The organism is Streptomyces spiramyceticus (assembly GCF_028807635.1).
In the GTDB taxonomy this organism is placed as follows: Bacteria; Actinomycetota; Actinomycetes; order Streptomycetales; family Streptomycetaceae; genus Streptomyces; species Streptomyces spiramyceticus.
Genome location: NZ_JARBAX010000001.1, coordinates 2212514 through 2236836, shown reverse-complemented (window position 1 = coordinate 2236836; position 24323 = coordinate 2212514). Strand labels below are relative to the sequence as shown.

Genomic DNA, 24323 nt, shown 5'->3' with positions numbered 1-24323 from the left:
CCCAGTCCCTGGACCTCGGGCGGTGTTGCCCTACTGCGTGAAGCGTTCCAGCGCCTCGACCACCAGTGCGTGATCTTCCGCCTGGGGCAGGCCGGAGACCGTGACCGTGCCGATTACGCCCGCTCCCTCCACCGCGATCGGGAACGCCCCGCCGTGCGCCGCGTACACATCCGGGTCCAGGCGCGAGGAGTCCTCGAACGTCGTGCCCTTGGCGCGGAAGCGCGTGCCGACCAGGTACGAGCTCTCCGCGTACCGCTCGACCACCCGCCGCTTCCGGTCGATCCACGCGTCGTTGTCGGCGCTCGACCCCGGCAGGGCGCAGTGGAAGAGCTGTTGCGCGCCCCGTCGGATGTCGATGGCGACCGGGGCATTGCGCTCGGTCGCCAGCTCGACGAGCACGCTGCCCAGTGCCCAGGCGTCCTCGTGGGTGAAGCGGGGGAGCGTCAGGCGGCGTTCCTGGGCGACCAGCTCGGCGATCGTGGGGCTCACAGGGTTCCCGGGACTCTTGTGGCTTGTGTGACTTGTGTGGCTCATACGGGGATCATCCCCACCGTGATGCCCTCGCGGGCCGAGCGCCGCGCCGCCTCCAGTACGTCCAGGGCCGCTGCCGCCTGTTCGGCGGTGACCGGGGGTGCGGTGCCGTCGCGCAGGGCGGTGGCGATCGCCGCGTAGTACGCCGGATAGTTGCCCGGCAGCGTACGGACCGGGGTGCCGCCGCCGGTCAGCGGGGACTCGCCCGCGCCGACGTGGCCCCAGGCCGACTCCGGTTCCTCGCCCCAGCTCTCGTCCGCCGCAGGGCGCCTGCCCTCGCGAAGGGCCGACTCCTGCGGGTCCAGGCCGTACTTCACGAAGCCCGCGCGCGAGCCGAGCACGCGAAAGCGCGGGCCGAGCTGGGCGGTGGTTGCGCTCACATAGAGGTGGGAGCGGACGCCGTTCGTGTGCGTGATCGCGATGAACGTGTCGTCGTCTGCCTCGGCGCCGGGGCGGCGTACGTCGGACTCGGCGTACACCTGGGCCGCCGGGCCGAAGAGGACCAGTGCCTGGTCGACGACGTGGCTGCCCAGGTCGAACAGCAGCCCGCCGATCTCCGCCGGGTCGCCCGACTCGCGCCAGCCGCCCTTGGTCTGCGGCCGCCACCGCTCGAAACGGGACTCGAAGCGCTGTACGTCGCCGAGCTCGCCGGCCGCGATCAGCTGCTGGAGGGTGAGGAAGTCGTTGTCCCAGCGGCGGTTCTGGAAGACGGAGAGCAGCAGGCCGCGCTCGTCGGCGAGGGCGGCCAGCTCGCGCGCCTCGGCGGCGGTGCCGGCGATCGGCTTGTCCACGACGACCGGCAGGCCCGCTTCGAGGGCGGCGGCCGCGATCGGGACGTGGGTCTTGTTGGGCGAGGCGATCACGACGAGGTCGAGCTCGTCCGCGCGCTCCCACAGCTCGTCGGGCGAGGCCGCGAGGCGGACGTCGGGGAACTCGGCGCGGGCCTGCTCCTGCCGCTCCGGGTTCGAGGTGACGACCGTGTCGAGGGCGAGGCCCTCGGTGGTGGCGATGAGCGGGGCGTGGAAGACGGAGCCCGCGAGGCCGTAGCCCACGAGTCCTACGCGCAGCGGGGCGCGGGTGTCGGTGCCATGGGCGATGCCGGTGCCAGTCATGCTCCTCACTTAAGCAACGCTGTTGCCAAAGTGCAAGCGCAAGGGACAATGGGGCCGTGAACAGGACCAGTACTGGTACGGGCGTAAACCTGCCGGCGCTGCGCAGCCACAACGCGGCGCTGATGCTCGACCTACTGCGCACGGCGGGCGAGGGCGGCATCAGCCGTCTTGAGCTCGCCGAACGCACGGGGCTCACGCCCCAGGCCGTCAGCAAGATCACCGCCCGGCTGCGGGCGGAGGGGCTGGTGGCGGAGGCGGGCCGACGCGCCTCGACGGGCGGCAAGCCGCGGACCGTACTGCGGCTGGTGCCGGATGCGGGGTACGCGGTCGGGCTGCACCTGGACCGCGATGAGCTGACGGCGGTTCTGGTGGACCTGGCCGGGGCGACGGTGGCTGTGCGGAGCGCGCCGCTGGACTTCGGGGCGGGGGCGGAGGCGGTGGTCGCGGCGGCGGAACGGGAGGTCGGGGTGCTGGGGCCCGTGCCTGGTGGGCGGGTGCTCGGGGTCGGGGTGGCCGCGCCCGGGCCGTTGGACCACCGGCGCGGGGTGTTGCATCGCGTCACCGGGTTTCCGCAGTGGGACGGGTTCGCGTTGCGGGACGTACTCGGTGCGCGGCTCGGGCTGCCGGTCGTCGTCGACAAGGACACCAACGCCGCCGCCCTCGGGCTCGCCCTGCGGGCCCGGCCCTCCGGCGGGTCCTTCGCGTACCTCCATCTCGGTACCGGGCTCGGCGCCGGTCTCGTACTCGGTGGTGCGCTCTATCGCGGGGCGCGGACCGGGGCCGGGGAATTCGGGCACCAGACATTGCAGTTGGACGGCCCCGCCTGCGACTGCGGCGGTCGCGGCTGCATCGAGGCGCTGTGCCTCGCCGCCGTCGCCCGCGGCGACATCGCCGAGGCCGCACGGGTCCTCGGCGCCGGGGCCGCCAATCTCGTCGGCCTGCTCGACATCGACCGCGTACTGCTCGGCGGTCGTGTCGTCGCCGCCCATGAAGAGGTCTTCGTACGAGGTGTGGGCGAGATGCTCGGTGAACTCGCGCGGCGCGAGGGCGGTGCGGCCGCTGTGCCGGTCGCCGTTGCGGGGGGAGGGCACGGATACGGAGTCGCGGAGGGCGCCGCGCAGTTGGTGCTCGCGCCGGTCTTCGGGCATGCGGATGTGGCGTTCCCCGGGTGAGGGTCCGGGTTGGGCCGTTGGGGGGAATTCAATGACTGTATGACCGCGTGCGAGGCGTGTCCCGCGCGGTCGGTCGCGCGCGCGTGGCAGGGTCACGGGGCCATGACCGGATGACTCCGACCACCGATCGACCCACCGGCGGACCCACCGACCGAGCCACGACGGACCCACCGACCGACCCACCGGCTGACGGACCGACTCACCGACCGACTCACCGACCCACCGGCTGACGGACCGACCGCTCCGCGATCTGCAAAGGCTTCCCATGCGACTGCGCATTGCCCCCGCCATCGCCATCGCCATCGGAGTTGCGGCAGCCACGGTGTCACCGGCAACGCTCGCGGTCGCTGCGACGCCTCTACGCCCCACCGTTGTCAACGCGCCCGCGTCGGCCCTAGCCCCACCCGCTGACCAGCAGCCCACCTGCGGTGATCCCGACTCCGCCGACTTTCCCATCGGCACCCGCCTGCGCGGCGGACCGGACACCTACCACCCCGGCGGCGGCTTCAAGCACTGGTACCTCGAACTGGCCAACGCCACCGACGAGAGCTGCCACAACATCCACCCCGTCATCGTCATCGCGGACCGCGACCGTGAACTCGCCTCCTCCCAGACCAAGTTCGAGTTCTACGACGAGGACGCGCGGAGTTGGCGCCGTGTCCCCTTCGAGAAAACTGACGAGGACGAGCACATCGGCGTATTCGACGGGTTCCAGGGGTTCACCGTCGCCGCCGACAAGACCGTGACCGTGAAAGTACGGCTCACCTTCGCCTCCGGGACCCGCCCAGGCGACGTTGTCACCAACGCCGCGGTCGTCCAGCGGCACGGCGACGACGGCGAGTGGGTCGGCGAGTCCAACGACTACCGGTTCGCCATCGACGAGGCGGAGGCCGAGGATGCCGATGGCGCCGATGACGTGGCCGAAGCAGAGCAGGGGAAGGAACCGGGCGCCGACGAGCCCGACGACGCCACCCCCCGCATCGGCGAGCATCGCCGCGGCTCCCTCGCCATGACCGGCCCCCGCGGCCATGACCACCTGCTCCCGCTCGGAGCCACTGCGGGCGCCCTCCTCCTCGGCGGCGGCGCGCTCGTCGCGGGATCCCGGCGCCTCCGGGGCCCCGGAGCGACGAACAGCCCCCGGGGCCGATGAGCGAGCAGCCCCGACGATGAGCGAGCAGCCCCGCAGCGGAACCGGTCACGGCCGCCATATCGTCCCGCTGGTGCGGATGACGGCCCGCAGCCGCGACGAGCCGCACCGGGCGGCCACCCCGCTGGAGCTGTTCTTCGACCTGTGCTTCGTCGTGGCGGTCGCCCAGGCCGGGGCGCGGCTCGTGCACGCCGTGGCCGAGGGCGACGCCGGGCACGGGATCACCGGCTATCTGTTCGTCTTCTTCGCGATCTACTGGGCCTGGGTGAACTTCACCTGGTTCGCCTCCGCCTACGACTGCGACGACGTCCCCTACCGGCTCGCCACCCTGGTGCAGATCGCCGGCGTTCTCGTCTTGGCCGCCGGAGTCCCGCGTGCGTTCGACCACGCCGACTACGGGATCGCGGTCCTCGGCTACCTGATCATGCGCGTGGCGCTCACGCTCCAGTGGCTGCGGGCCGCGCACGGCGAAACCGGAGCCGCGAGAAGTACCGCGTTGCGCTTCGCCGCCGGACTTGTGGTCGTACAGGCGGGGTGGGTGGTGCTGCTGTGGCTGCCCGACGCCGCCTGGACGTGGGGATTCCTGCTGCTGGCCGCCGCCGAGCTTGCCGTGCCGGTCTTCGCCGAGCACCGCCACGAGACCAGCTGGCATCCGCACCACATCGCCGAACGCTACGGCCTGTTCACCATCATCATGCTCGGCGAGACCATCGCCGCCGCCACCGTGGCCGTACAGTCCGCCATCGACGCACCGGACGAATCAGCGGCCCTGGACAAGCTGCTGCCGATCGCGGCCGGCGGACTGGTCATCGTCTTCGCCGCCTTCTGGATCTACTTCGCCGTGCCCATTCACGAACATCTCGCCTCCAACCGCCAGGCGTTCGTCTGGGGCTACGGCCACTACCTGATCTTCGGCTCCGCCGCCGCGATCGGCGCCGGCATCGAAGTGGCCGTCGAAGAGGCGACGCACCATGCGCACATCTCCACGCTCGCGGCCTCCCTCGCGGTCACTGTTCCCACCGCCCTCTTCATGATCACGGTGTGGGCGGTGCACGCGCGCCACTTCAAGCGGGGCGCGGCCCAGCATCTGGTCCTGCCCGTCGGCGCGTTGCTCGTACTGCCCACCAGTTTCGCCGGGCACTGGGCCGTGCCGCTGGCCGGGCTGGTGGCCGCGTGCACCGTCGCGACAGGGGTGTATCTCGTGGCTACGGAGGCCCGGGCCCCCGAAGTGCGACGCTGACCAGGCAAATCCTCTTGCCCTCACGCGACGCTCGCACCGGGCGTTCAACATCGTCTGCGACGATCCGTATGTGGACATCCGAGACGCGAACACGCACCACCAGGACCCCGGCGCCCCCATCCGGTCCGGCATCCCGGAGCACGGCCGCATTCCCAAGTACTACGCCGTCAAGGCCCGTATCGCCGCCCTGATGAGTGAGTTGAGCGAGGGCGATATGCTGCCCCCCGAGCGCGATCTCGCCGTACGGTACGAGGTCTCCCGCGAGACGGTGCGCCAGGCGCTGCGCGAGCTCCTACTGGAGGGGCGGCTCCGGCGCCAGGGCCGGGGCACGGTCGTGGCCGGGCCGAAGCTGGAGCAGCCGCTGGCCCTCGCCAGCTATACGGAGGGTGTACGCCGCCAGGACCGGAGGCCGGGCCGTAATCTCATCGGCCTCGACCGCTTCCCCTGCCCGGCCGCGCTGGCCGCCGACGTCGGCGCGGAGACCGGGGAACCGGTCTGGCACATGGAGCGCGTGCTGCTCGCGGACGACGAGCGGGTCGGCCTGGAGAGTACGTACGTGGCGGTGTCCCGGGTTCCGCGTCTGGACGTCGACTTCGAGCCGGACTCGTCCTTCTACGCGTACCTCCACGACCGCGTCGGGGTGTCCTTCGGCGACGCGGACGAGCGCATCGAGACGGTCCTCGCGACGCCGCGGGAGGCGCTGCTGATCGGGACGCCGCCGGCGCTTCCGATGCTGCTGATCCACCGGCTTTCGCGGGATGTGGATGGGCGGCCGCTGGAGCGGGTGCGGACGTTGTTCCGGGGGGATCGGTTCAGCTTTACGGTGCGGTTGGGGGAGCGGGGGTAGGGCCGGACACACGGAAAGGGCCGGAGCAATTTCAATAACGAAAACATAACGGGTCTGGTCCATCCTTGGGTGGCTGTTCACCGTGCCGTTGCCGGGCAGATCGTTCTGCGCCACTCGCCCCCAGGACCGTGGCCGCCGTGAGAGTCATAGTCGTAGGAGCCGGCGTCGTAGGAACCATGCACGCCTGGCACGCAGTGGAACGTGGCCACGAGGTCGTCCAGATCGAGCGCGAGACCGAAGCCCGCGGGGCCAGCCTGCGCAATTTCGGCCAGATATGGGTCAGCGGCCGCGCAGGTGGCGAAGAGCTGGAGACCGCTCTCCGGGCCCGCGAGCTGTGGGAGGGCATCGGGCGGCGCGTGCCCGAGCTCGGCTTCCGGGCCATCGGCTCGCTGACCCCCGTACGCAACGACCTCGAACTGGCCGTCGCCGAGGCCGCGCTGACCCGGCCCGACGCCTCCGCCCGCGGCTACAAGCTCCTCACCGCCGGCGAAGCGCGCACCGTCAACCCCGCCCTGCGCGGTGAATTCGAAGCCGCCCTGTGGTGCGAGCGCGACGCGGCCGTCGAGCCCCGCACCGCCCAACTCGCCCTGAAACAAGCCCTGCTGGCCTCCGGGCGGTACACGTTCATCGGCGGTCGCGAGGTCCGCGAAGTCGTCGGGGCCAAGGGGAACGGACGCAGCGCTGTCCGCGACGACCACGGCGACGTACACACCGGTGACGCCGTCGTCCTCTGTACGGGCGCCTGGCTCGGCGGGCTCGTCAAAGAGCTCGCCCCCGATCTGCCCGTACGCCGCGTCCGCCTCCAGATGATGCAGACCGAGCCCCTCGGTGAGGCCCTCACCACCTCCGTCGCCGACGCCGACAGCTTCCGCTACTACCCGGCGTACGCGAGCGGGGCACTCGACGCCCTCAACGCCGGGCAGGCCCAGGAACCGGCCGCCGCCGCGCACAAGATGCAGCTGCTCATGGTCCAGCGCCGCGACGGCGGGCTGACCATCGGCGACACCCACGAGTACGAGCACCCCTTCGCCTTCGACGTCGTCGAGGAGCCGTACGAACACGTCACCCGGGTCGCCGAGGGCTTCCTCGGCCGGCCGCTGCCGAAGATCCGGCACCGCTGGGCGGGGGTGTACGCGCAGTGCACCGACACGAGCCGCGTCGTCCACCGCCAGCAGGTGCGCGACGGGGTGTGGCTGGTGACCGGACCCGGCGGGCGCGGCATGACGTGCTCCCCGGCCATCGCCGAGCAGACCGCGAACGAACTGGACTGGTGACCTGAATGAGCCGCATCAAGCTTGTCGTCCTCGACATGGCCGGCACCACCGTCGCCGACGACGGACTCGTCGAGCAGGCCTTCGGCGCCGCCGCCGAGCGCCTCGGTGTCGAGCCCGGATCGGCCGATCACGCCGAGAAGCTCGACTACGTACGCGCCACCATGGGCGAATCCAAGATCTCCGTCTTCCGGCACCTCTTCGGCGACGAGACCAGGGCCCAGCAGGCCAACACCGCCTTCGAGGAGGCGTACGGCAGCCTCGTCGACGCCGGGCACATCGCGCCCGTGCCGGGCGCCCGCGAGGCCGTCGAGAGGCTGCGCGGTGACGGCCGCCGAGTCGTCCTGACCACCGGATTCGCCCGCGTCACGCAGGACGCCATCCTCGCCGCGGTCGGCTGGCAGGACCTGGTCGAGCTGACGCTCTGCCCGGCCGACGCCGGGGGGCGCGGCCGTCCGTACCCCGACATGGTGCTCGCCGCGCTCCTGCGGACCGGGGCGGCCGACGCGGTGCAGGAGATCGCGGTCGCCGGCGACACGTCGTACGACATGCTCAGCGGCGTCCGCTCCGGCGCGAGCGTCGTCGCGGGCGTGCTGACCGGTGCGCACGGCGCCGACCAGCTCACCTCGCACGGCGCGACGCACATCCTCCGCTCCGTCGAGGAGCTGCCGGGTCTCCTGGCGAGGGAGGGGCGATGAGCAGCGGCATCCGCTTCGACAACGTCTCGGTCGCGTACGGCAGGAACACCGTGCTCGACTCGCTCGACCTGACCGTCGAACCCGGCGAAGTCATGGCCCTCCTCGGGCCGTCCGGCTCCGGCAAGACGACCGCCCTGCGCGCGGTCGCCGGGTTCGTGCGGCCCGCGTCGGGGCGCGTCTTCATCGGCGACCGCGACGTCACCCGCCTCCCGCCGCACCGGCGCGGCATCGGGATGGTCGTCCAGCAGTACGCGCTCTTCCCGCATCTGCGCGTCGAGGGCAACGTCGCCTTCGGACTGAAGGCGCAGAAGGCGGCCAAGTCCGAGATCCCCGGCCGGGTCGCCGGGGCGCTCGAAATGACCGGCATGACGTCGTACGCCAAGCGCTACCCGCGCGAACTGTCCGGCGGCCAGCAGCAGCGCGTCGCGATCGCGCGGGCGCTCGCGATCCGGCCCGGCGTACTGCTCCTGGACGAGCCGCTGTCCGCGCTGGACGCGCAGCTCAGGTCGGGCATGCTGGCGGAACTCGCCCGCCTGCACCGGGAGTTGCCCGATGTCTCCATCCTGTACGTCACCCACGACCAGGTCGAGGCGCTGACCCTCGCGGACCGTATCGCCGTCATGGACAAGGCCCGCCTCCAGGACTGCGGCACCCCGCAGCAGCTGTACCGCCGCCCCACCACCGAGTTCACCGCGTCCTTCGTCGGCAACGCGAACCTCCTCCCGGTCAGGGTCGGCCAGGACGGCGCCGGCGTCTCCTTCGCCGGTATGGCGCTGAAGGTCGCCACCGGCGGCGCGGTGAACGGCGCGACGGCCACCCTGTGCGTACGCCCCCACCTCGTCGGCCTCGGCGACGGCCCGAACGCCCTGCGCGGCACGATCGCCGAGGTCCAGTGGCGCGGCTCCACGCACCGGCTGTACGTCGACGTGGCGGGCCACCGCCTGAAGGCGGACCTGCGCGAACTGCGCGAGACGCCGACGCTGGGCGACGAAGTCACGGTGCACTTCGCGTCGGAGGACGCGGTGCTGCTGGGGGCGGGGGTGTCGTCCGATGGCTAGCGCGAATCGTGTGCCTGCGGGCGGTGGTGGGATGCGCCCGGCCTCCGGCCGGGCTGCGGTACCCACCCGCACCACCCGTGCGGACAGTGGGGAAGGTGCGGGTCCCCCGGTGGGCGGTACCTCGCCGTCGCCGCCCGTCGCCGGTATCGACAACCGCTCCACGATCCCGCACACTGCGCGCCGCAATGCTGGACGGCCCGCCGTGCCCGGCCGCACGACCGTCCGTGCCGTCCCCCGCTGGGTCTGGGCCTTGCCGCCCATTGCCGTTCTCGCGTTCGTCTTCCTCTACCCCCTCGCCCTCGTCGTCCAGCAGTCCTTCTCGCCCGACGAAGGCGGCACGTCCTTCGAGCCCTACGCCGAGGTCTTCGCGTCCGAGGCGTTTCGCGAGGCGTTGGGCACCACCGTGTGGCTGGCCGTCGGGGCGACCGTCGGGTGTCTCGTCCTCGGCTTCGTACTCGCCCTCGTCATCGCCTTCGTGCCCTTCCCCGGCGGCAAGGCGGTGGCGAAGTTCATCGACGTATTCCTGTCCTTTCCGTCCTTCCTGATCACCCTCGCCCTGCTGTTCATCTACGGCACGGTCGGCATGGCCAACGGCGTCTGGACCGACGTGACAGGCGCCGCCGAGGGACCGTTCCACTTCCTCACCACCCCGTGGGGCGTACTCCTCGCCGAGATCACCTACTTCACACCCTTCGTCATGCGGCCGCTCCTCGCCGCCTTCTCGCAGCTCGACACCGCGCAGCTGGAGGTGGCCTCTTCACTCGGCGCACGGCCCGCCCGGATCGTCCGGCGGGTGATCCTCCCCGAGGCGCTGCCCGCCCTCGCCGCAGGCGGCTCCCTCGTCCTCGTCATGTGCCTGAACGAGTTCGGCATCGTCCTCTTCACCGGGGCCAAGGGCGTCACGACCCTGCCGATGCTCGTGTACGGCAAAGCGATCCTGGAGTCCGACTACCCGGCCGCGTGCGTCGTCGCCGTCGTCAACATCGCGATCTCCGTGGGTCTTTACAGCCTCTACCGGGTGGTGAGCCGACGTGTTGGTGCATAGCCGTACGGGGAAGTGGGCGGCCCGGGTTCTCTTCTTCGTCCTCTTCGTTCCGCTGTTCGCGCTGCCGATGCTCGTCATCGTCGCCGCGTCGTTCTCCACCAACTGGTCCGGCGCCTTCCCCTCCGGCCCGACCGCCGAGCACTACACATCGGCCGTACGCGGAGAGTCCCTGCAGGCGCTCACCACCAGCCTGGTCACCGCCCTGACCGCGAGCCTGCTCGCGCTCACCTTCGGCACCTGGGCCGCCCTTGCCGCGGCCTCGCTGAAGAACAGAGGCGAGGGGGTCCCTCCCATGCCCTTCAGGCTATGGGGGAGAGTGCTCGACGCGCTGTTCATGCTGCCCGTCGCCGTCCCCTCCGTGGTCGTCGGTCTCGCCGTCCTCGTCGCGTTCTCCCAGCCGCCGTTCCTCCTCAACGGCACACGCTGGATTGTGATCCTCGCGCACGCCGTTCTTGTCACGGCGTTTGCCTACCAGTCGGTTTCGGCCGCCATCCTGCGACTGGACCCGATGTACGAGCAGGCCGCCGCATCTCTTGGGGCCAGCCCCTCGTACGTCCTGTGGAAGGTGAAGCTCCCGCTCCTGCTGCCGTCGCTCAACGCGGCCGCCGGGCTGTGCTTCGCCCTGTCCATGGGCGAGCTGAGCGCCACGATGATGCTCTACCCGCCGGACTGGACGCCGCTCCCGGTGCAGATCTTCACGGCCACCGACCGCGGCTCCCTCTTCACCGGCTCGGCGGTCGCCGTGGTCCTCATGGGGACGACGCTGCTCGTGCTGCTCGCCGTCTCCCGTATCCGCACCAAAGCCTCGTACCGCTAGGAGATACGAAACGTCATGCAGACCTCCCTCAAGACGGTCGCCGCCGTCACCGGCGGCCTCGCCCTCGCCTCCTCCCTCACCGCGTGCGGCGGCTCGTCCGCCGCCTCCGACGAGAAGGTCGTCACCGTCTACAGCGCCGACGGCCTCAAGGGCGAGAACGGTGACGGCTGGTACGACCAGGTCTTCAAGGACTTCGAGAAGAAGACCGGCATCAAGGTGAAGTACGTCGAGGGCGGCTCTGGCGAGATGGTGCAACGCGCCGTCCGCGAGAAGTCGAACACCCAGGCCGACGTCATCGTCACCCTGCCGCCCTTCATCCAGCAGGCAGACGCCAAGGGCCTGCTGAAGGCGTACGAGCCCAAGGGCGCCGACAAAGTCGCCTCCGCCGACAAGGCGCCCGACGGCAAGTGGACCTCCGTCGTCAACAATTACTTCGGGTTCATCCACAACAAGAAGGAGCTCAAGGAGAGCCCCAGGACCTGGGAGGACCTCCTCGACTCCTCCTACAAGGACAAGCTCCAGTACTCCACGCCCGGTGTCGCGGGCGACGGAACCGCCGTCGTCATCAAGGCGATGCACGACTTCGGCGGCAAGGAGCCGGCGATGGAGTACCTGAAGAAGCTCCAGGCCAACAATGTCGGCCCGTCCTCCTCGACCTCCAAGCTCGCGCCGAAGGTCGACAAGGGCGAGATCCTGGTCGCCAACGGCGACGTACAGATGAACTTCGCGCAGTCCAAGTCCATGCCGAATATCGGCATCTGGTTCCCGGCGAAGGACGGCTCCAGGCCCACCACCTTCGCGCTGCCCTACGCCGCCGGTCTGGTCGACAAGGCACCGCACACCGAGAACGGCAAGAAGCTCCTCGACTTCATGCTCACCGAGGGCGCCCAGCAGCAGGTCAGCGAGATCGGCGGCGGCTTCTCGGCCCGTACGGACATCAAGGCCACGGACGCCAACGCCACCGAACTGGCCAGCATTCTCAAGGGAGTTGAGGTCTTCGAGCCGGACTGGAACGACATCGGAACCAACCTCGACGACTACATCGACGCCTGGAGGAACGCCACGGGCAGCTAGAAACAATGGGTCCAACTCCACGCTCCCGTGCCGGTGAGCTGACCGGGAGCGTTTAGCGAAGCCCGTAACCCGTTTGACCCCGGTTCGTTAGTTCGAGCAGTCGGACGTGCTGGGGAGGTGCGGTGAAGGCTGACCGGGGGCGGAAGTACCGCGCTTACCCGACACCGGAGCAGGAGGAGGTCCTGACCGGATGGGGGCATGACGCCCGTGCGCTGTGGAACCTGGCGCTGGAGCACCGCATGATGGTCGGCCGCAAGCACGACGGCACGTGGGTGTGGTCGACGGAGCAGTCGCTGCTGCTGACCCAGGTACGCAATGACGCGGACGACACGGTGAACTGGCTCAGTGATCTACCGGCGAAGGCCGGGCAGCAGGTGCTTCGGCGTTTGGACCAGGCGTTTCTGAACATGGCGAACCCGGACCATCCGGCTGGCCATCCCGAGTTCAAGAGGCGTAGCTCAGCGATGAGTATCCCGTTTCCGGGGCAGGCCCTGCACGTGCGAAAGCTGAACCGCCACTGGGCGGAGGTGCGGGTCCCGAAGCTGGGTTGGCTGCGCTTTCGACTGTCTCGCGCCCTGGGCGGCGCTGTCCGCAATTGCACCGTTGTTAGGGACGGTCAGGGCTGGCATGTGTGCTTCGGCATCCATACGGGTGTGGTGGATGCAGCTCCGAATGGTAAGTCGGGCTGCGGTGTTGACTTCGGTGTGGCCGTCTCGGCGTACGTGTCCACCGAGGACGAGCCGCGACTGATGCGCCCCACTCTGACACCCGGTGAGCAACAGAGGCTGCGCGGGCTGGAGCAGCGCAAGGCTCGCCAGATCAAGCACGCGAAGCGGCACAACGGAGGGCGATACAGCAAACGGCTGCGCAAGACTCTCGCGCAGATCGCGGATCTCAAGGCACGCCAGGCCCGTCGGCGATTGGATTTCACGCACAAACTCACCACCGACCTTGCCAAGAACCACGGCTTCGTCGGCATCGAGGATCTGCGCGTGACGAGCATGACTGCCACAGCCAAAGGCACCGTGGTCGAGCCGGGAGCCCGCGTTCAACAGAAGGCCGCACTCAACCGGGCGATTCTCGACAACATCCCTGGGGAGCGCCGCCGTCAGCTGGAGTACAAGACCCGCCAGTACGGTTCTGAACTGCGTCCGGTGCCGCCGCACGGCACGTCGCAAACCTGTCCGTCCTGCGGCGAACGGGATCCAAGAAACCGCGTCGGCTGTGGCAGGGAGTTCGCGTGCGTGCATTGCGGATTCACAGGTCACGCCGACAAGTCAGCCTCGATCGAGATCGAGGCCCGTGCCCGCCGGATGGGCGGCACGGTCACCAAGAGCACGCGCAGGCCCCGCAAGGAGTCGAGTCGCCACCGCACCACAGTGGCAGGCGCACGCGTGAACCAGCCCAGCGCAGCCTGACCTACTTACTGCCAGGGCAACCGGCTCCCTTACCGGACCGGGGATGTCAATGGGTGATCGACGGGGTCAAGGTCACAGCGGTCTGATTAGGCTGGGGGCGCCCGCGACGGTGTGGTCCGGGCGCCCCAGCATTTTTTGCGTACGGCAGGAGTCCGGCACATGGCAGAGCGCAAGCCGATCGAATCATGGCTCACCGACATGGACGGCGTTCTCATCCACGAGGGCACGCCCATCCCCGGCGCCGATGCCTTCATCAAGCGGCTCCGCGAGTCGGGCAGGCCCTTCCTGGTACTGACGAACAACTCCATCTACACCGCCCGTGACCTGCACGCACGCCTTGCCCGCATGGGCCTGGACGTGCCCGTCGAGAACATCTGGACGTCCGCGCTCGCCACCGCCCGCTTCCTCGACGACCAGCGGCCCGGCGGCACGGCGTACGTCATCGGCGAGGCCGGTCTGACGACCGCGCTGCACGACATCGGTTACGTCCTGACTGACCACGACCCGGACTATGTCGTCCTGGGCGAGACCCGTACGTACAGCTTCGAGGCACTCACCAAGGCGATCCGGCTCATCAATGCCGGTGCGCGCTTCATCTGCACCAACCCGGATGAGACCGGCCCCAGCCGGGAGGGCCCGCTGCCCGCCACCGGGGCAGTCGCCGCGCTGATCACCAAGGCGACGGGCAAGGACCCGTACTTCGCGGGCAAGCCCAATCCGCTGATGATGCGGACCGGGCTCAACGCGATCGGCGCGCACTCCGAGACCAGCGCGATGATCGGCGACCGCATGGACACGGACGTCCTGGCGGGCCTGGAGGCGGGCATGGAGACGTTCCTGGTGCTGACCGGGCTGACGGGGACCGCGGACGTCGACCGGTACCCGTTCCGGCCGTCGACGGTCGTCGACTCGATCGCGGACCTCGTCGACCGCATCTGACGCATCCCTCGTGCAGGGGGCCGAGGGCGCCCGTACGGCGCAGTGACGGGCGTCTGGGGATGCGAAAACGGCCAAAGGCGTGAATCTTCGGAGTACCAGGAGGTTCACCATGCGTTCACTGCAGCTCGCTTTGTGTGCGGGGGCGGTGGCCGCGGCAGTCATCGCTCCCGCGCCCGCCGCTCACGCCGACGACGGCCGGGGCCGGATCGCCGTCACGCCGTCCACCATCGAGCCGGGTGGGGAGGTGGACCTGCGGGTCGATGCATGCCAGGGCCAACAGGCGACCGGCACGTCCGAGGCTTTCTCGGCGCCCGCCCGTCTCAATCCGGCCGCGGACGGTGGCCTGTTCGCCGAAGCCCGCATCCGTTCGGACGCCCGGGCCCAGGACTACGAGGTCCGGGTCAAGTGCCAGGACGGCAACCCGAGGGTCGGCGGCACAGTGGCCGTGGCCGTCGCCGGCCACGCCAAGGACCGCACAGAGGACCACACCAAGGACCACGCCGGGCGGACGCCCACCGCACCTGTGCATGCCGGGGGCGGCGGTACGTCCGAGCAGGCCGCTGCCGAACCCGAGGAAGAGGGCCCGGGAACGCGGCACACCGTGATCGGCCTGATTCTGGCGGGCGTGGCGGCCGTGGCCGTGGCGTTCCGGAGCGTACGCCGCCGACGTACGACGGACCAGGACTGAGATGTCCGCCGAGGACCGCCCGGCCGGCGGCGGCAGGCTGCTGACCGGCGTCGCCTGGGTGGTGCTGCTGCTCGGGCTGTGGGTCTGGGGCCGCGACGCGACCGAGGGCCCCGGCGGCAGTTCGGCCCCGACCACCGGTGACGCCGCCGCCGTCGGCCGCCCGCTCGGGGATCCGCTGCCTCCCGCGCAGGTGCCGTTCGAGGGCGGCGTGATGCCGCGGCGGGTCGATGTCCCCGCCATAGGTGTGACGGCCCCGGTCGTGCCACGTGGCCTCGACGCGTCCGGTGCCGTGGACCCGCCGCCGTACGACCAGCCGTCGAAGGTCGGCTGGTACAGCAACGGAACCAGGCCCGGCGCGGCGGGCGTTGCCCTGCTCGTCGGCCATGTCGACACCGAAAGCAAACCGGCCGTCTTCTACGGCCTGAGCGCCGCCCGGCCCGGCGAGACGGTCCGGGTGACAGGGACCGGCGGTGAAACCCTGGAGTTCACCATCGACGACGTCCAGGTCTTCACCCGCGAACGCTTCGACCCGCAGAAGGTGTACGGCCCCCGCGAGAGCGACCGGGCGGAGCTGCGCCTGATCACCTGCGGGGGCACGTACGACAGAAAGGCCCGCACCTACACGGCGAACGTGGTGGTCTCGGCCTACCTCACGGGTGCGGCCAAGGGCTGATCAGTCGCTGATCAGTCGCTGTTACGCCGCTACCGGAGCCGAACCCGGAGCCGGTGCCGGAGCCGTCCGGGCCGCCGCGCGCAGGCCCAGCGCCCCGAAGACCGCCGCGAACACCGCCCACAGCAGCGCGTGCGAGGCCAGCGACAGGATCCGGAAGTCCCACAGCAGCGTCGCCGCCACCGGAACCTCGTCCGGGTTGCCCGGCAGTGCGAAGAGCACCGCGAGCGTGGCGACCGCCGTGATGGCCACCGCGATCTGCCGCACCGGAACGGACCGGTCCGCCAGACGTACGTAGATCTGCCACGCCAGCACCATGCCGAGGATGCCGATCACGACGGCGGCCAGCCACAGGGCCTGGCGGTTGCTGACGGTCCCGGAGTCGCCGACGCCGGGCGGGTTGGCGGGGTAGCGCAGGCCCGGCAGCAGCGATACCGCGAGGAAGGCTGCCGTGGCGAAGGTCAGGGCGCGGGGCCAGGGCCGGTCACCGGGAGCGGTGCGGCGGTGGACCAGGGCGTAGGCGAGGGCGAAGAGGATGCCGAGGGCGAGGCCCGCCACCACCGCGGTGACGACCAGGCCGACGTGCTGGGTGGAGCGGGAGAACAGCTCTTCGTGGTGCTGAACGGCCGTGGCGGCCGCCTCGTGCGCGTGCTCCTTGGCCGAGCGCGCCTCTTCGAGGCGGATCGCACGGTCCATCAGCGGCTCGGCGAGGAGCAGCGAGAAGAGCCCGGCGGCAAGGCCGGCCGCCCCGCCCGCTGCCAGACCGCGCCCGAGCAGGGGGAGTACAGGTGTGGACATGGTTCGTACGGCCCCGATCAGTGGCAAGGGGCACCGAAGAGGTGCCGGCCGTCGTGAGAGAACTCGTGCAGGTAGTCGCCGGTCGCCGAGATGACCGTGCCGTTGTCCATGAAGACCGCGTAGAGCGCGATCACGGCGATGATCGCCGCACCGGCCATGATCAGCCAGTCGCGGGTGGTGGTCGTGGCGGACGCTGCCGCCGCGGTGTCGGTGTGCTGCGCAGTGTGCAGAGACATACCGGTGGGCCTCCTTCTGGGGTTTCCACGCCCCATTTCAGGAGGACGACGGGTCAGTTCCTGACTTCCGTACGGGGGGCTGTCGCCTCTCGTACGGTCACAGTGGCGGGACCGTCCCGGGATTGCACCGGGTTCCTGTCCACCGTCGCCTCGATGTGTGGAGTTGTCCTGGGGAGAGTCCCAGCCATGGCCGGACACTGTCAACAGGGCCCGTAACCTGGCCCGGCCGACGGCTCGCTCCCCCCGGAGCCGCCGGCCGGGCCGGTCCTCGACCGCGGGCGCGCGAGCTGCGGGAGAAGCCCGGCGCAGGCGCGGGAGGTGCGAAGGTTCGAAGGGTCACTCTAGAACGGACATGCTGCCGTTCCTAGGGTTTTTTTGACGCCACGTCACCATGCGATTGCCGACTGTGGCTGTAACAGCTCGCCTACGAAGAAGCGACGGCTCGTTGCAGTGAGTACGCGTGTGTCAGGATGGTTTCGACCGGTTGTGTCCGGGGAGGGGCCGGGCGGTCCTCGCAGATTCAGTGCACCAAGGGGGAGTGGATGTACGGCAGTTACAGCGGCCGTCGGCGTTGGGGTGTCCGAGTGGCCGCGGTGGGTGCTGCGCTGCTGTTGGCGGGCTGTTCCTCCGAGGGTGACGGGGACGGTTCGGCCGATCAGCCGCCGGTGAAGCAGCAGCCGAAGGGCAGCGATCCGTACTGGGTCAATCCGGAAGGAAACGCCGCGAAGCAGGTCGCCTCGTACGCCAAGGAAGGCGACGACGAGAAGGCCGAGCTGATCAGGAAGATCGCCGAGCAGCCGACCGCCGAGTGGATCGGCCCGGAGAACGCCGAGGCCCAGGCGAAGGGCTTCACGGAGGCGGCCCAGAAGGCCGACCGTGACGCACTGCTCGTCCTCTACAACATCCCGCACCGCGACTGCGGCCAGTTCTCGAAGGGCGGCGCAGCCGACGGCAACGCCTACCGCGCGTGGGTCGACGAGATCGCCAAGGGCATCGGCAACCGCCCGGCCACCGTGATCCTGGAGCCGGACGCGGTGCTGCATCTCGTACAGAACTGCACGCCCGAGGAGTTCCACGAGGAGCGGTACGACCTGCTCAAGGGCGCCATCAAGCGGCTGAAGCAGCAGCCGAAGGCCAAGGTGTACCTCGACGCGGGCAATGCGGGGTGGAAGACCCCCGACGCGCTGTTCGAGCCGCTGCAGTGGGCGGGCGTAGCGGAGGCCGACGGCTTCTCGGTGAATGTCTCCAACTTCCAGACCACCGAGGCGAGCAAGGACTTCGGCAAGAAGCTCTCGCCGAAGATCGGCAACAAGCCTTTCGTCATCGACACCAGCCGCAACGGCAACGGCCCCTACACCGAGGGCGACCCCGAGGAGAACTGGTGCAACCCGCCGGGCCGCGCGCTCGGCGAGGCACCGACCACCAAGACCGGCGACGAGCTGGTCGACGCCTTCCTGTGGATCAAGCGCCCCGGTGAGTCGGACGGCGACTGCAAGGGCGGCCCGAAGGCGGGCGAGTGGTACCCGGAGTACGCGCTGGAACTGGCCCGCAACGCGAAGTAGTCCGTACGTACGTACGTACGCAGGTACGCAGGTACGCAGGTACGCAAAAGGAGGGGCGCCCCGGCCGGGCGCCCCTCCTTCCGTATACGTACGTCCGCTACGGCTACGGGACTTCGATCCAGACGCCCTCCGAGGGCGTGCCCTGGTCGTCCGTCACGAACAGCATGTAGTAGCCGGACGGCACGAGCGCCCGGTTCTTCGGCACGGTGACCGAGATGCCGTCCTTCGTCTTCTTCAGGTCCAGTGCGATGGTCCGCTGGTCCACGTCGGTGACATGCGTCACGGCGCTGGGCCGCATCAGCTTGGCGTCCTTGATGGACGTGGCGTGCGCCGACTTGAAGGTCGCCGTACCGCCGCGCTCGACGGTCTTCGGACCACCGGTGATCGTGGGCCGAGCGTCCCTGAAGAGGTACGGCGGCGTGTAGATCTCGATGCGCTGCTCGAAGACGCCAGGCTTGGTGTTGGCGTCGTCGGCGTACAGCGAGTCGGATCCGAAGATCATGACGCGGCCGTCGGGGAGCAGCAGTGAGCCGGAGTGGTAATTGCGGCCCACCGCCGGGTCGGCCACGCGGCGGTACTTGCCGGTCTTGGCGTCGTACAGCCGCGCCTGGAGGATGTTGGAGCCGCCGCGGCCCCGGTAGTCGTTGGAGCCGCCGGTCACCAGGACGGTGTCGTCGGGCATCAGCGACGCGCTCGGGTAGCGGGTGCCCTGGTCGAGCGGGTCACCGTCCTTGAAGCGCGGGTTCTGCTCCTTGAGGTCGACGAGCCGCGACTTCTCGCTGGACTTCTCGGACTCGCCGACCCCGCCGCCGCCGATCACCATGTACTTCTCGTCCTGGGCGGGAGGCAGCCGTACGGTCGCCGATGTCTCCATCTTGTCCGGGTCGCTGAGGCCGGGGATCTTCTTGAACTTGTTGGTCTTCAGATCCCAGACACCGGGGTCACGTCCCTCGTCGGCCGGACCGTACCCGGCGTTCGAGCCGGAGTAGAAGAGCTTGCCGTTGTTCATCAGGAAGATCGCCGGGTACGTGGGGAACTTCCTGATGACCCCGGTGTACTCCCACTTCTTCGTGACGGGGTCGTAGATCTCGTCCTTGCCGGGAACGATCTGGCCGATCTCGTCCAGGCCGGAGAGGGACAGGACCTTGCCGTCCTGAAGGGTGGTCAGGGTCGGGTACCAGCGGGCCTCGTTCATCGGGTCGACGGTGATGTACTTTTCCGCGACCGGGTCGAACTCGTAGGCCTCCTTGATGCCCTGGAAGTCCTTCTTGTCGAGCGCGAGCTTCTGCGCTATTCCGTAGATGTTCCTGGCGTCGGTGCCCTTGAGGCCGTGGATCCGGTAGTTGTCCTCGGTGCCGGACTCGTACTTCTTGCCGGACGACTTGGCCTCGACGTAGATTCGGCCGAGGCCCGCCTCCGTGCGCAGGAACCGGCCGGTCTGCTTGTCGAAGATCTTCTTGGCCTTCTCGACGAGGACCGGGTCCTTGGAGACGTACGTCTTCCCGTTCTTCTTGCCCGTGAAGATCGTGCCCGCGGGCAGCGTCTTGGGCTCGTCGGGGTCCTCGTTGTGGATGACCATCAGGCCGCCGGCCTTGGTGACATCGCCCTGGAGCTTCTCGTACCGCTTCGTGCCGCCCGCGACAAGGAGCTTCCCGTCGGGCAGCTGGGTGTGCCCGGCGCAGAACATGTCCTTGGGCGTGGGGATCATCTTGTACTCGCCGGTCCTGGGGTCCCACAGCACCGACTGGAACTTCTTGGCGTCGAAGTTCTTCTGGTTGTTGCCCGAGCCTGCGATCAGCAGCACCTTGCCCGTGTGCAGCAGGGCGGCATGGATCGTGTTGATCCTGAATTCGGCCGGGACGTCGAGGAAGTCCCAGTGGCCGTTCTCCGCCTTGTACTCGGGCCGGTTGATCTTGTAGTCGTGGTACTGCTCGGAGCCGAAGCGGTAGAGCGCGGGTCCGTTCATTCCCGCCAGCGCAACCACCACCGCCGCACCTATCGCCAGGCGGCGGGTGCGGCGGCTCGGACGGTAGTTCATTTCTTACGTCCCCCAAGGGCGATCTGCATGGTCTGGTCGGAGGAGGCCCAAGTGGGCTTCTGCTGTGGTGCGTGGGCCTCGGGCGGGGGACCGGCCGGGGGGTCCGTCGGGGTCGGTGGCGCGGTCTGCCCCTTCTTCCTCTTCTTCTTCTCCTGGCTCATGGTCCAGCGCCAGGCGAAGATCGGCGCCGCGGTGATCAGCAGGGCGAGCGTGGCCCAGGTGATCATCGCGGGGTGGTTGTGGCCGAAGTAGAAGGAGGAGCCGAGGGATCCGCCGAAGACCAGGATGAAGAACAGGTGGATCCGGAAGGTCCCGAACAGCGTGTCCGGGCTGGAGGAGTCGCCCTTGGGCGTCACCACGAAGCTGGACTTGCGGCGCAGTGCGGCGTCCATCAGCGAGCGCGCGTAGATCGGCGCGGAGAGCGCGGACATCACCATGCCGGCCAGACCGCCGGAGCCCTCGGGCTCGTGCGGGGAGACATTGTGGCGGCGGTTCCAGATGTAGAGGCCGATCTGGAGCGCGGACGCATTGCCGTACAGCATCATCCAGATCGCCGGGTCGATCTGCACACCCGATGCGCCCATGCCGAGGAACAGTGCGCAGCTGAGCGCCGCGAGGATCCAGTTCATGGCGGACATCGGGTAGAAGATGATCATCATGGTGTAGTTGAAGAGCTGGCCCGCGGGCAGCGAGCCGTAGCCCCTCCAGTACTGCTTGAGGATCGTCTCGTACGTGCCGCGCGACCAGCGCAGCTGCTGCGTGAAGAAGTCGGTCCAGGCGGTCGGGCCCTCGCCGACGGCCAGCACGTCGGGCGTGTAGACCGAGCGCCACTTCTTGCCGGTGGCCGGGTTCGTGGCGCGGTGGATCTCGAAGCCCGTCGCCATGTCCTCGGTGATCGAGTCGTACAGGCCGCCGATCTGCTTGAGCGCCCTGATGCGTACGGCGTTGGAGGTGCCCACGAACATCGGGGCGCCGTAGCGGTTGCCCGCGCGCTGGATCAGGGCGTGGAACAGGAACTGCTGCGACTCGGCGGCCTTGGTGACGAAGGTGTCGTAGTTGCCGTACACCTGCGGGCCGATGACGAAGCCGATGTTCGGGTCGCGGAAGTAGCCGAGCATCCGCTCCAGATAGTTGGGCAGGGGAACGTGGTCGGTGTCGACGGAGGCGAAGAAGTCGTAGTCGTCACCGTGCGCGTCGAGCCAGGCGTTGTAGTTGCCGTGCTTGGTCTTGGCGCGGTGCGGACCCTTGGCCTGGTTCCACCTGGCGACGCCCTTGCGGGAGAAGTGGTGCACGCCGAGGCGCTCGCACACTTCCTTCACGGCCGGGTCGTTGCCCTCGTCCAGCAGCCAGACGTGCATCAGGCCGCGGTGGCGGATCCTGACCGCCGCCTCCAGCGTCTTCGTCACCATCTCCAGCGGCTCCTTGCCGGGCACGAAGGAGGTGAGGAAGGCGACGCGGGTGCCGGTCTCGGGCACCACGGGGACCGGGTCGCGGGCGACCAGGGTGGCGTGCGCGTTCGACAGGACATTCATCGTGCGGAAGAGCTCGATCAGACCGATCGAGACCAGCATGACGATGTCGAGGATCAGCAGCGTGTCGTTCTTGAGGTTCGGGTCGCGCTCGGTCCAGTGCTCCGGCTGCATCAGCCAGACGAACAGGCCGAGCGAGAGCAGCGGCGCCGCGCCCAGCAGGAGGGCCGCGCGGATACGGTGCGGCTCCTGCGACAGCAGCGAGCGGTACTGCACGGTGTACGGCTTGGCCGGGTCGGGCTGGGTCAGTGGCCCCGCGAGTCGGCTGTAGTGCTCGTAGTCGTATCTCGGCAGCGCCTTTTTGGCGCGCATACGAGACCCGCCGGGCCTGAGCTGCGGGGGTACCCGAAGCTGCGCTGTCCGGGAAGGGTCGTTGTTGTGCCGTGCGCCGGTTGGCGTCGACGTCATGAGTCATCCCCCCGCACGCATGCTGGCTGCGTGTGTTCGTCGGTCTCTTCGCCCAGGGCCGGTCCCCCTCGACCATCCCGGGCGCATATGTGGCCTGCCGTCATCCCCACAGACACAGGACGACAACGTTCCGGTTGCATGATGCCCGCCCCGAGATCTGTTCATGAACGGGGCCCCCACCCCTGCGCCTCGTCAGACCCCCGGTGGCACGACCGTTCCCCCAACGTGCCGAACCGCCCGCCCCATTGGAGCCATTGGCTCCAGGATAGGGTCTACGACCCCACTCTTGATCGCAAGGGTGAAACAAGGTGTTTACCGGTCATACGCGGGCTTTGAGGGTGGTCTCCGACACGGGTTGAGCACCCGTGCGGTACCTGTTCCCGTGTCCGTCCGGTGCCCGGAAACGACCGAGGCCCCCTCACGCGGAGTGAGGGGGCCTCGGTGCTGCGTGCGCCGCCAGGGACTCGAACCCCGGACCCGCTGATTAAGAGTCAGCTGCTCTAACCAACTGAGCTAGCGGCGCCTGCTGACCCGGAGAACTTTACCCGACGTCCGCGCGTGCTCGGGACCGGCCGTGCCGGTTTATCCCATTAACAATCATTTGGATCATCAACATGCGATTTGCCCCGACAGTTGAAAGACTGTCACCCGTGACACACGCGCCCACAGCAACCCACGGGAGGGGAACCGCATGACGATCCCTGTCTTCGAGGAGTACGAGCCCCCGGCCGACTGCGGCTGCGCAGGATGCTGCCAGCAGCGCCGCGCCGCCGCCCTGGGGCTGACGGCGGACGGCGAAGGACACCCGGCCGCCCATGGAGCCCGCCGAATGCTGGTCCTCGCCACCGCCGCCGGAGTGGCCCTTGGCGGCGGCGCACCGGGCGCCGCCAACGCCGCGGGCCCCGCACACGCACCGGCCACGACGGGCGCCGACCACGACCCCCCGACGCCGCAGGGCGGGACCGGCTCGCTGTACGGCGTGCCGGGCGGGATGGGCGACGCGGTCCAGACCGGCAGGCCCGCGCTGCGCAGCATCACACGGGCCGAAATCATCGACCGCGCCAAACTCTGGGTGAACGCCAAGGTCCCGTACAGCATGAAGAGGTACTGGTCCGACGGCTACCGGCAGGACTGCTCCGGTTACGTCTCGATGGCCTGGAATCTCGGCAGCAACGAATGGACCGGGAGCCTCGCGGCGTTCGGCGTGCGCATCACGCGCGACGAGCTGGAGCCCGGCGACATGCTGCTCTTCCACAACCCCGACAACCCCACCAATGGCTCGCACGTGACGCTCTTCGGCGGCTGGACCGACTCCACGCACACCCAGTACATCGCGTACGAGCAGACGCGGCCGCGCGCACGCAGGCTGGCCACCCCGTACGCCTACTGGAACAACTCGTCGCGCTACGTGCCGTACCGCTACAAGGGCGTCACCGACGGCAGCGGCGGCGCCGAACCCGCCGTACCGGCCTACCCGGGCGAGAAGTTCTTCGGGCCGGGGGCCAGCAACGCATATGTCACCCGGCTGGGGGAGATGCTCGTCGAGCGGGGCGGCAGGCGCTTCTACCGCACGGGCCCCGGGCCGCGCTGGGCCGAGGCCGACCGGCTCGCGACGCAGGCGTTCCAGCGTGCGCAGGGCTGGCAGGGTCCCGAGGCCGACGGGCTGCCGGGGCCGCATACGTGGCGGCTCCTGGTGACGGGCACGGGCAATGACATCCCGGCGGTGGACGGGGATGGCGGTGGTGAGGGGAGTACCGGCGGTGGCGGTGCTCCTTCCCCTGGGGCGTCGGCCTTCCCCGGCCGGGAGTACTTCAGGCCCGGGCAGTCGAATATGTACGTCGACAAGCTCGGCAGGCAGCTGGTGGAGAAAGGGTTCGGCAAGCACTACATGTACGGGCCGGGACCGCGCTGGACCGAGGAGGACCGGCGCAACGTCGAGGCGTTCCAGCGCGCGCAGGGCTGGCGCGGCGCGGAGGCCGACGGCTACCCCGGACCGGAGACCTGGCGGCGGCTCTTCGCATGACG

Annotated in this window: 22 protein-coding genes, 1 tRNA gene and 1 riboswitch; of the genes, 16 read left to right on the top strand and 7 right to left on the bottom strand. The window is 69.5% G+C overall.

Annotated elements, in window-relative coordinates; all coding sequences use genetic code 11:
• Positions 1 to 30: 30 nt before the first annotated feature.
• Both PXH83_RS10025 and PXH83_RS10020 read right to left on the bottom strand, forming a co-directional pair.
• A complete protein-coding gene (locus tag PXH83_RS10025; RefSeq protein WP_274559033.1) occupies positions 31 to 534 on the bottom strand; it encodes a heme-degrading domain-containing protein in 504 nt (167 codons plus the stop codon).
• Positions 531 to 1643 carry a Gfo/Idh/MocA family oxidoreductase gene (locus PXH83_RS10020; protein WP_274559031.1) on the bottom strand — a complete coding sequence of 371 codons (1113 nt, stop codon included), beginning with the start codon at positions 1641 to 1643 and terminating at the stop codon, positions 531 to 533. The genes PXH83_RS10025 and PXH83_RS10020 overlap by 4 nt, the downstream gene beginning before the upstream one ends.
• Before the next feature lie 56 nt (positions 1644 to 1699).
• Here PXH83_RS10020 and PXH83_RS10015 point away from each other — a divergent pair, with 56 nt between their 5' ends.
• The 14 genes from PXH83_RS10015 (at position 1700) to PXH83_RS09950 (ending at position 15730) form a co-directional block, all read left to right on the top strand.
• A complete protein-coding gene (locus PXH83_RS10015; protein WP_420803140.1) occupies positions 1700 to 2815 on the top strand; it encodes an ROK family transcriptional regulator in 1116 nt (371 codons plus the stop codon).
• Between the two features lie 265 nt (positions 2816 to 3080).
• Complete coding sequence (locus tag PXH83_RS10010) at positions 3081 to 3965, top strand: hypothetical protein (protein ID WP_274559029.1); 885 nt, start codon at positions 3081 to 3083, stop codon at positions 3963 to 3965.
• Between the two features lie 16 nt (positions 3966 to 3981).
• Entirely contained in the window at positions 3982 to 5202 is a 1221-nt protein-coding gene (locus PXH83_RS10005) for a low temperature requirement protein A (RefSeq protein WP_274559027.1), read from the top strand.
• A 70-nt stretch (positions 5203 to 5272) separates the two neighbouring features.
• Positions 5273 to 6049 carry a GntR family transcriptional regulator gene (locus PXH83_RS10000; RefSeq protein ID WP_274559025.1) on the top strand — a complete coding sequence of 259 codons (777 nt, stop codon included), beginning with the start codon at positions 5273 to 5275 and terminating at the stop codon, positions 6047 to 6049.
• Positions 6050 to 6186: 137 nt separating this feature from the next.
• Positions 6187 to 7323 carry a TIGR03364 family FAD-dependent oxidoreductase gene (locus PXH83_RS09995; protein ID WP_274559023.1) on the top strand — a complete coding sequence of 379 codons (1137 nt, stop codon included), beginning with the start codon at positions 6187 to 6189 and terminating at the stop codon, positions 7321 to 7323.
• Between the two features lie 5 nt (positions 7324 to 7328).
• Positions 7329 to 8018, top strand: a complete 690-nt coding sequence (locus PXH83_RS09990; RefSeq protein ID WP_274559021.1) for a phosphonatase-like hydrolase — start codon at positions 7329 to 7331, stop codon at positions 8016 to 8018.
• Positions 8015 to 9076 carry an ABC transporter ATP-binding protein gene (locus tag PXH83_RS09985; protein ID WP_274559019.1) on the top strand — a complete coding sequence of 354 codons (1062 nt, stop codon included), beginning with the start codon at positions 8015 to 8017 and terminating at the stop codon, positions 9074 to 9076. The genes PXH83_RS09990 and PXH83_RS09985 overlap by 4 nt, the downstream gene beginning before the upstream one ends.
• A gap of 31 nt (positions 9077 to 9107) precedes the next feature.
• Positions 9108 to 10121 carry a 2-aminoethylphosphonate ABC transporter permease subunit gene (locus PXH83_RS09980; protein ID WP_420803215.1) on the top strand — a complete coding sequence of 338 codons (1014 nt, stop codon included), beginning with the start codon at positions 9108 to 9110 and terminating at the stop codon, positions 10119 to 10121.
• Positions 10108 to 10938 carry an ABC transporter permease gene (locus tag PXH83_RS09975; RefSeq protein WP_274559018.1) on the top strand — a complete coding sequence of 277 codons (831 nt, stop codon included), beginning with the start codon at positions 10108 to 10110 and terminating at the stop codon, positions 10936 to 10938. Before PXH83_RS09980 ends, PXH83_RS09975 begins: the two co-directional genes overlap by 14 nt.
• Before the next feature lie 15 nt (positions 10939 to 10953).
• Positions 10954 to 12012: a 2-aminoethylphosphonate ABC transporter substrate-binding protein gene (locus PXH83_RS09970; protein WP_274559016.1), complete on the top strand. Its 1059-nt coding sequence runs from the start codon at positions 10954 to 10956 to the stop codon at positions 12010 to 12012.
• Positions 12013 to 12134: 122 nt separating this feature from the next.
• Positions 12135 to 13430, top strand: coding sequence for an RNA-guided endonuclease InsQ/TnpB family protein (locus tag PXH83_RS09965; protein WP_274559014.1), 1296 nt, complete (start codon positions 12135 to 12137; stop codon positions 13428 to 13430).
• Between the two features lie 159 nt (positions 13431 to 13589).
• Positions 13590 to 14369, top strand: a complete 780-nt coding sequence (locus tag PXH83_RS09960) for an HAD-IIA family hydrolase (protein ID WP_214928411.1) — start codon at positions 13590 to 13592, stop codon at positions 14367 to 14369.
• Between the two features lie 109 nt (positions 14370 to 14478).
• On the top strand, positions 14479 to 15057 hold the full coding sequence (locus tag PXH83_RS09955; RefSeq protein WP_274559011.1) for a hypothetical protein: 579 nt from the start codon (positions 14479 to 14481) through the stop codon (positions 15055 to 15057).
• Position 15058: 1 nt separating this feature from the next.
• Positions 15059 to 15730 (top strand): class F sortase, encoded by a 672-nt coding sequence (locus tag PXH83_RS09950; RefSeq protein ID WP_274559009.1) that lies wholly within the window; start codon positions 15059 to 15061, stop codon positions 15728 to 15730.
• A gap of 21 nt (positions 15731 to 15751) precedes the next feature.
• On the opposite strand, the gene PXH83_RS09945 is transcribed toward PXH83_RS09950, so the two are convergent.
• Entirely contained in the window at positions 15752 to 16525 is a 774-nt protein-coding gene (locus PXH83_RS09945) for a CbtA family protein (protein ID WP_274559007.1), read from the bottom strand.
• Between the two features lie 17 nt (positions 16526 to 16542).
• A complete protein-coding gene (locus PXH83_RS09940) occupies positions 16543 to 16761 on the bottom strand; it encodes a CbtB-domain containing protein (protein WP_214928415.1) in 219 nt (72 codons plus the stop codon).
• 34 nt (positions 16762 to 16795) lie between these two features.
• Positions 16796 to 16961, bottom strand: a riboswitch (cobalamin riboswitch).
• Between the two features lie 342 nt (positions 16962 to 17303).
• Here PXH83_RS09940 and PXH83_RS09935 point away from each other — a divergent pair.
• Positions 17304 to 18323, top strand: coding sequence for a glycoside hydrolase family 6 protein (locus tag PXH83_RS09935; protein ID WP_274559001.1), 1020 nt, complete (start codon positions 17304 to 17306; stop codon positions 18321 to 18323).
• A gap of 103 nt (positions 18324 to 18426) precedes the next feature.
• Here the strand turns inward: PXH83_RS09935 and glxA are convergent, their stop codons facing one another.
• From glxA to PXH83_RS09920, 3 genes are all read right to left on the bottom strand, one after another.
• On the bottom strand, positions 18427 to 20361 hold the full coding sequence (gene glxA, locus PXH83_RS09930) for a radical copper oxidase GlxA (protein WP_274558999.1): 1935 nt from the start codon (positions 20359 to 20361) through the stop codon (positions 18427 to 18429).
• The gene (locus tag PXH83_RS09925) at positions 20358 to 22298 is read right to left on the bottom strand and encodes a glycosyltransferase family 2 protein (protein WP_274558996.1); all 1941 of its coding nucleotides are present in this window, start codon (positions 22296 to 22298) and stop codon (positions 20358 to 20360) included. The genes glxA and PXH83_RS09925 overlap by 4 nt, the downstream gene beginning before the upstream one ends.
• A 449-nt stretch (positions 22299 to 22747) precedes the next feature.
• Positions 22748 to 22821, bottom strand: a tRNA-Lys gene (locus tag PXH83_RS09920).
• 168 nt (positions 22822 to 22989) lie between these two features.
• On the opposite strand from PXH83_RS09920, the gene PXH83_RS09915 reads away from it, so the two are divergent.
• Positions 22990 to 24321, top strand: a complete 1332-nt coding sequence (locus PXH83_RS09915; RefSeq protein ID WP_274558993.1) for a peptidoglycan-binding protein — start codon at positions 22990 to 22992, stop codon at positions 24319 to 24321.
• Positions 24322 to 24323 lie beyond the last annotated feature (2 nt).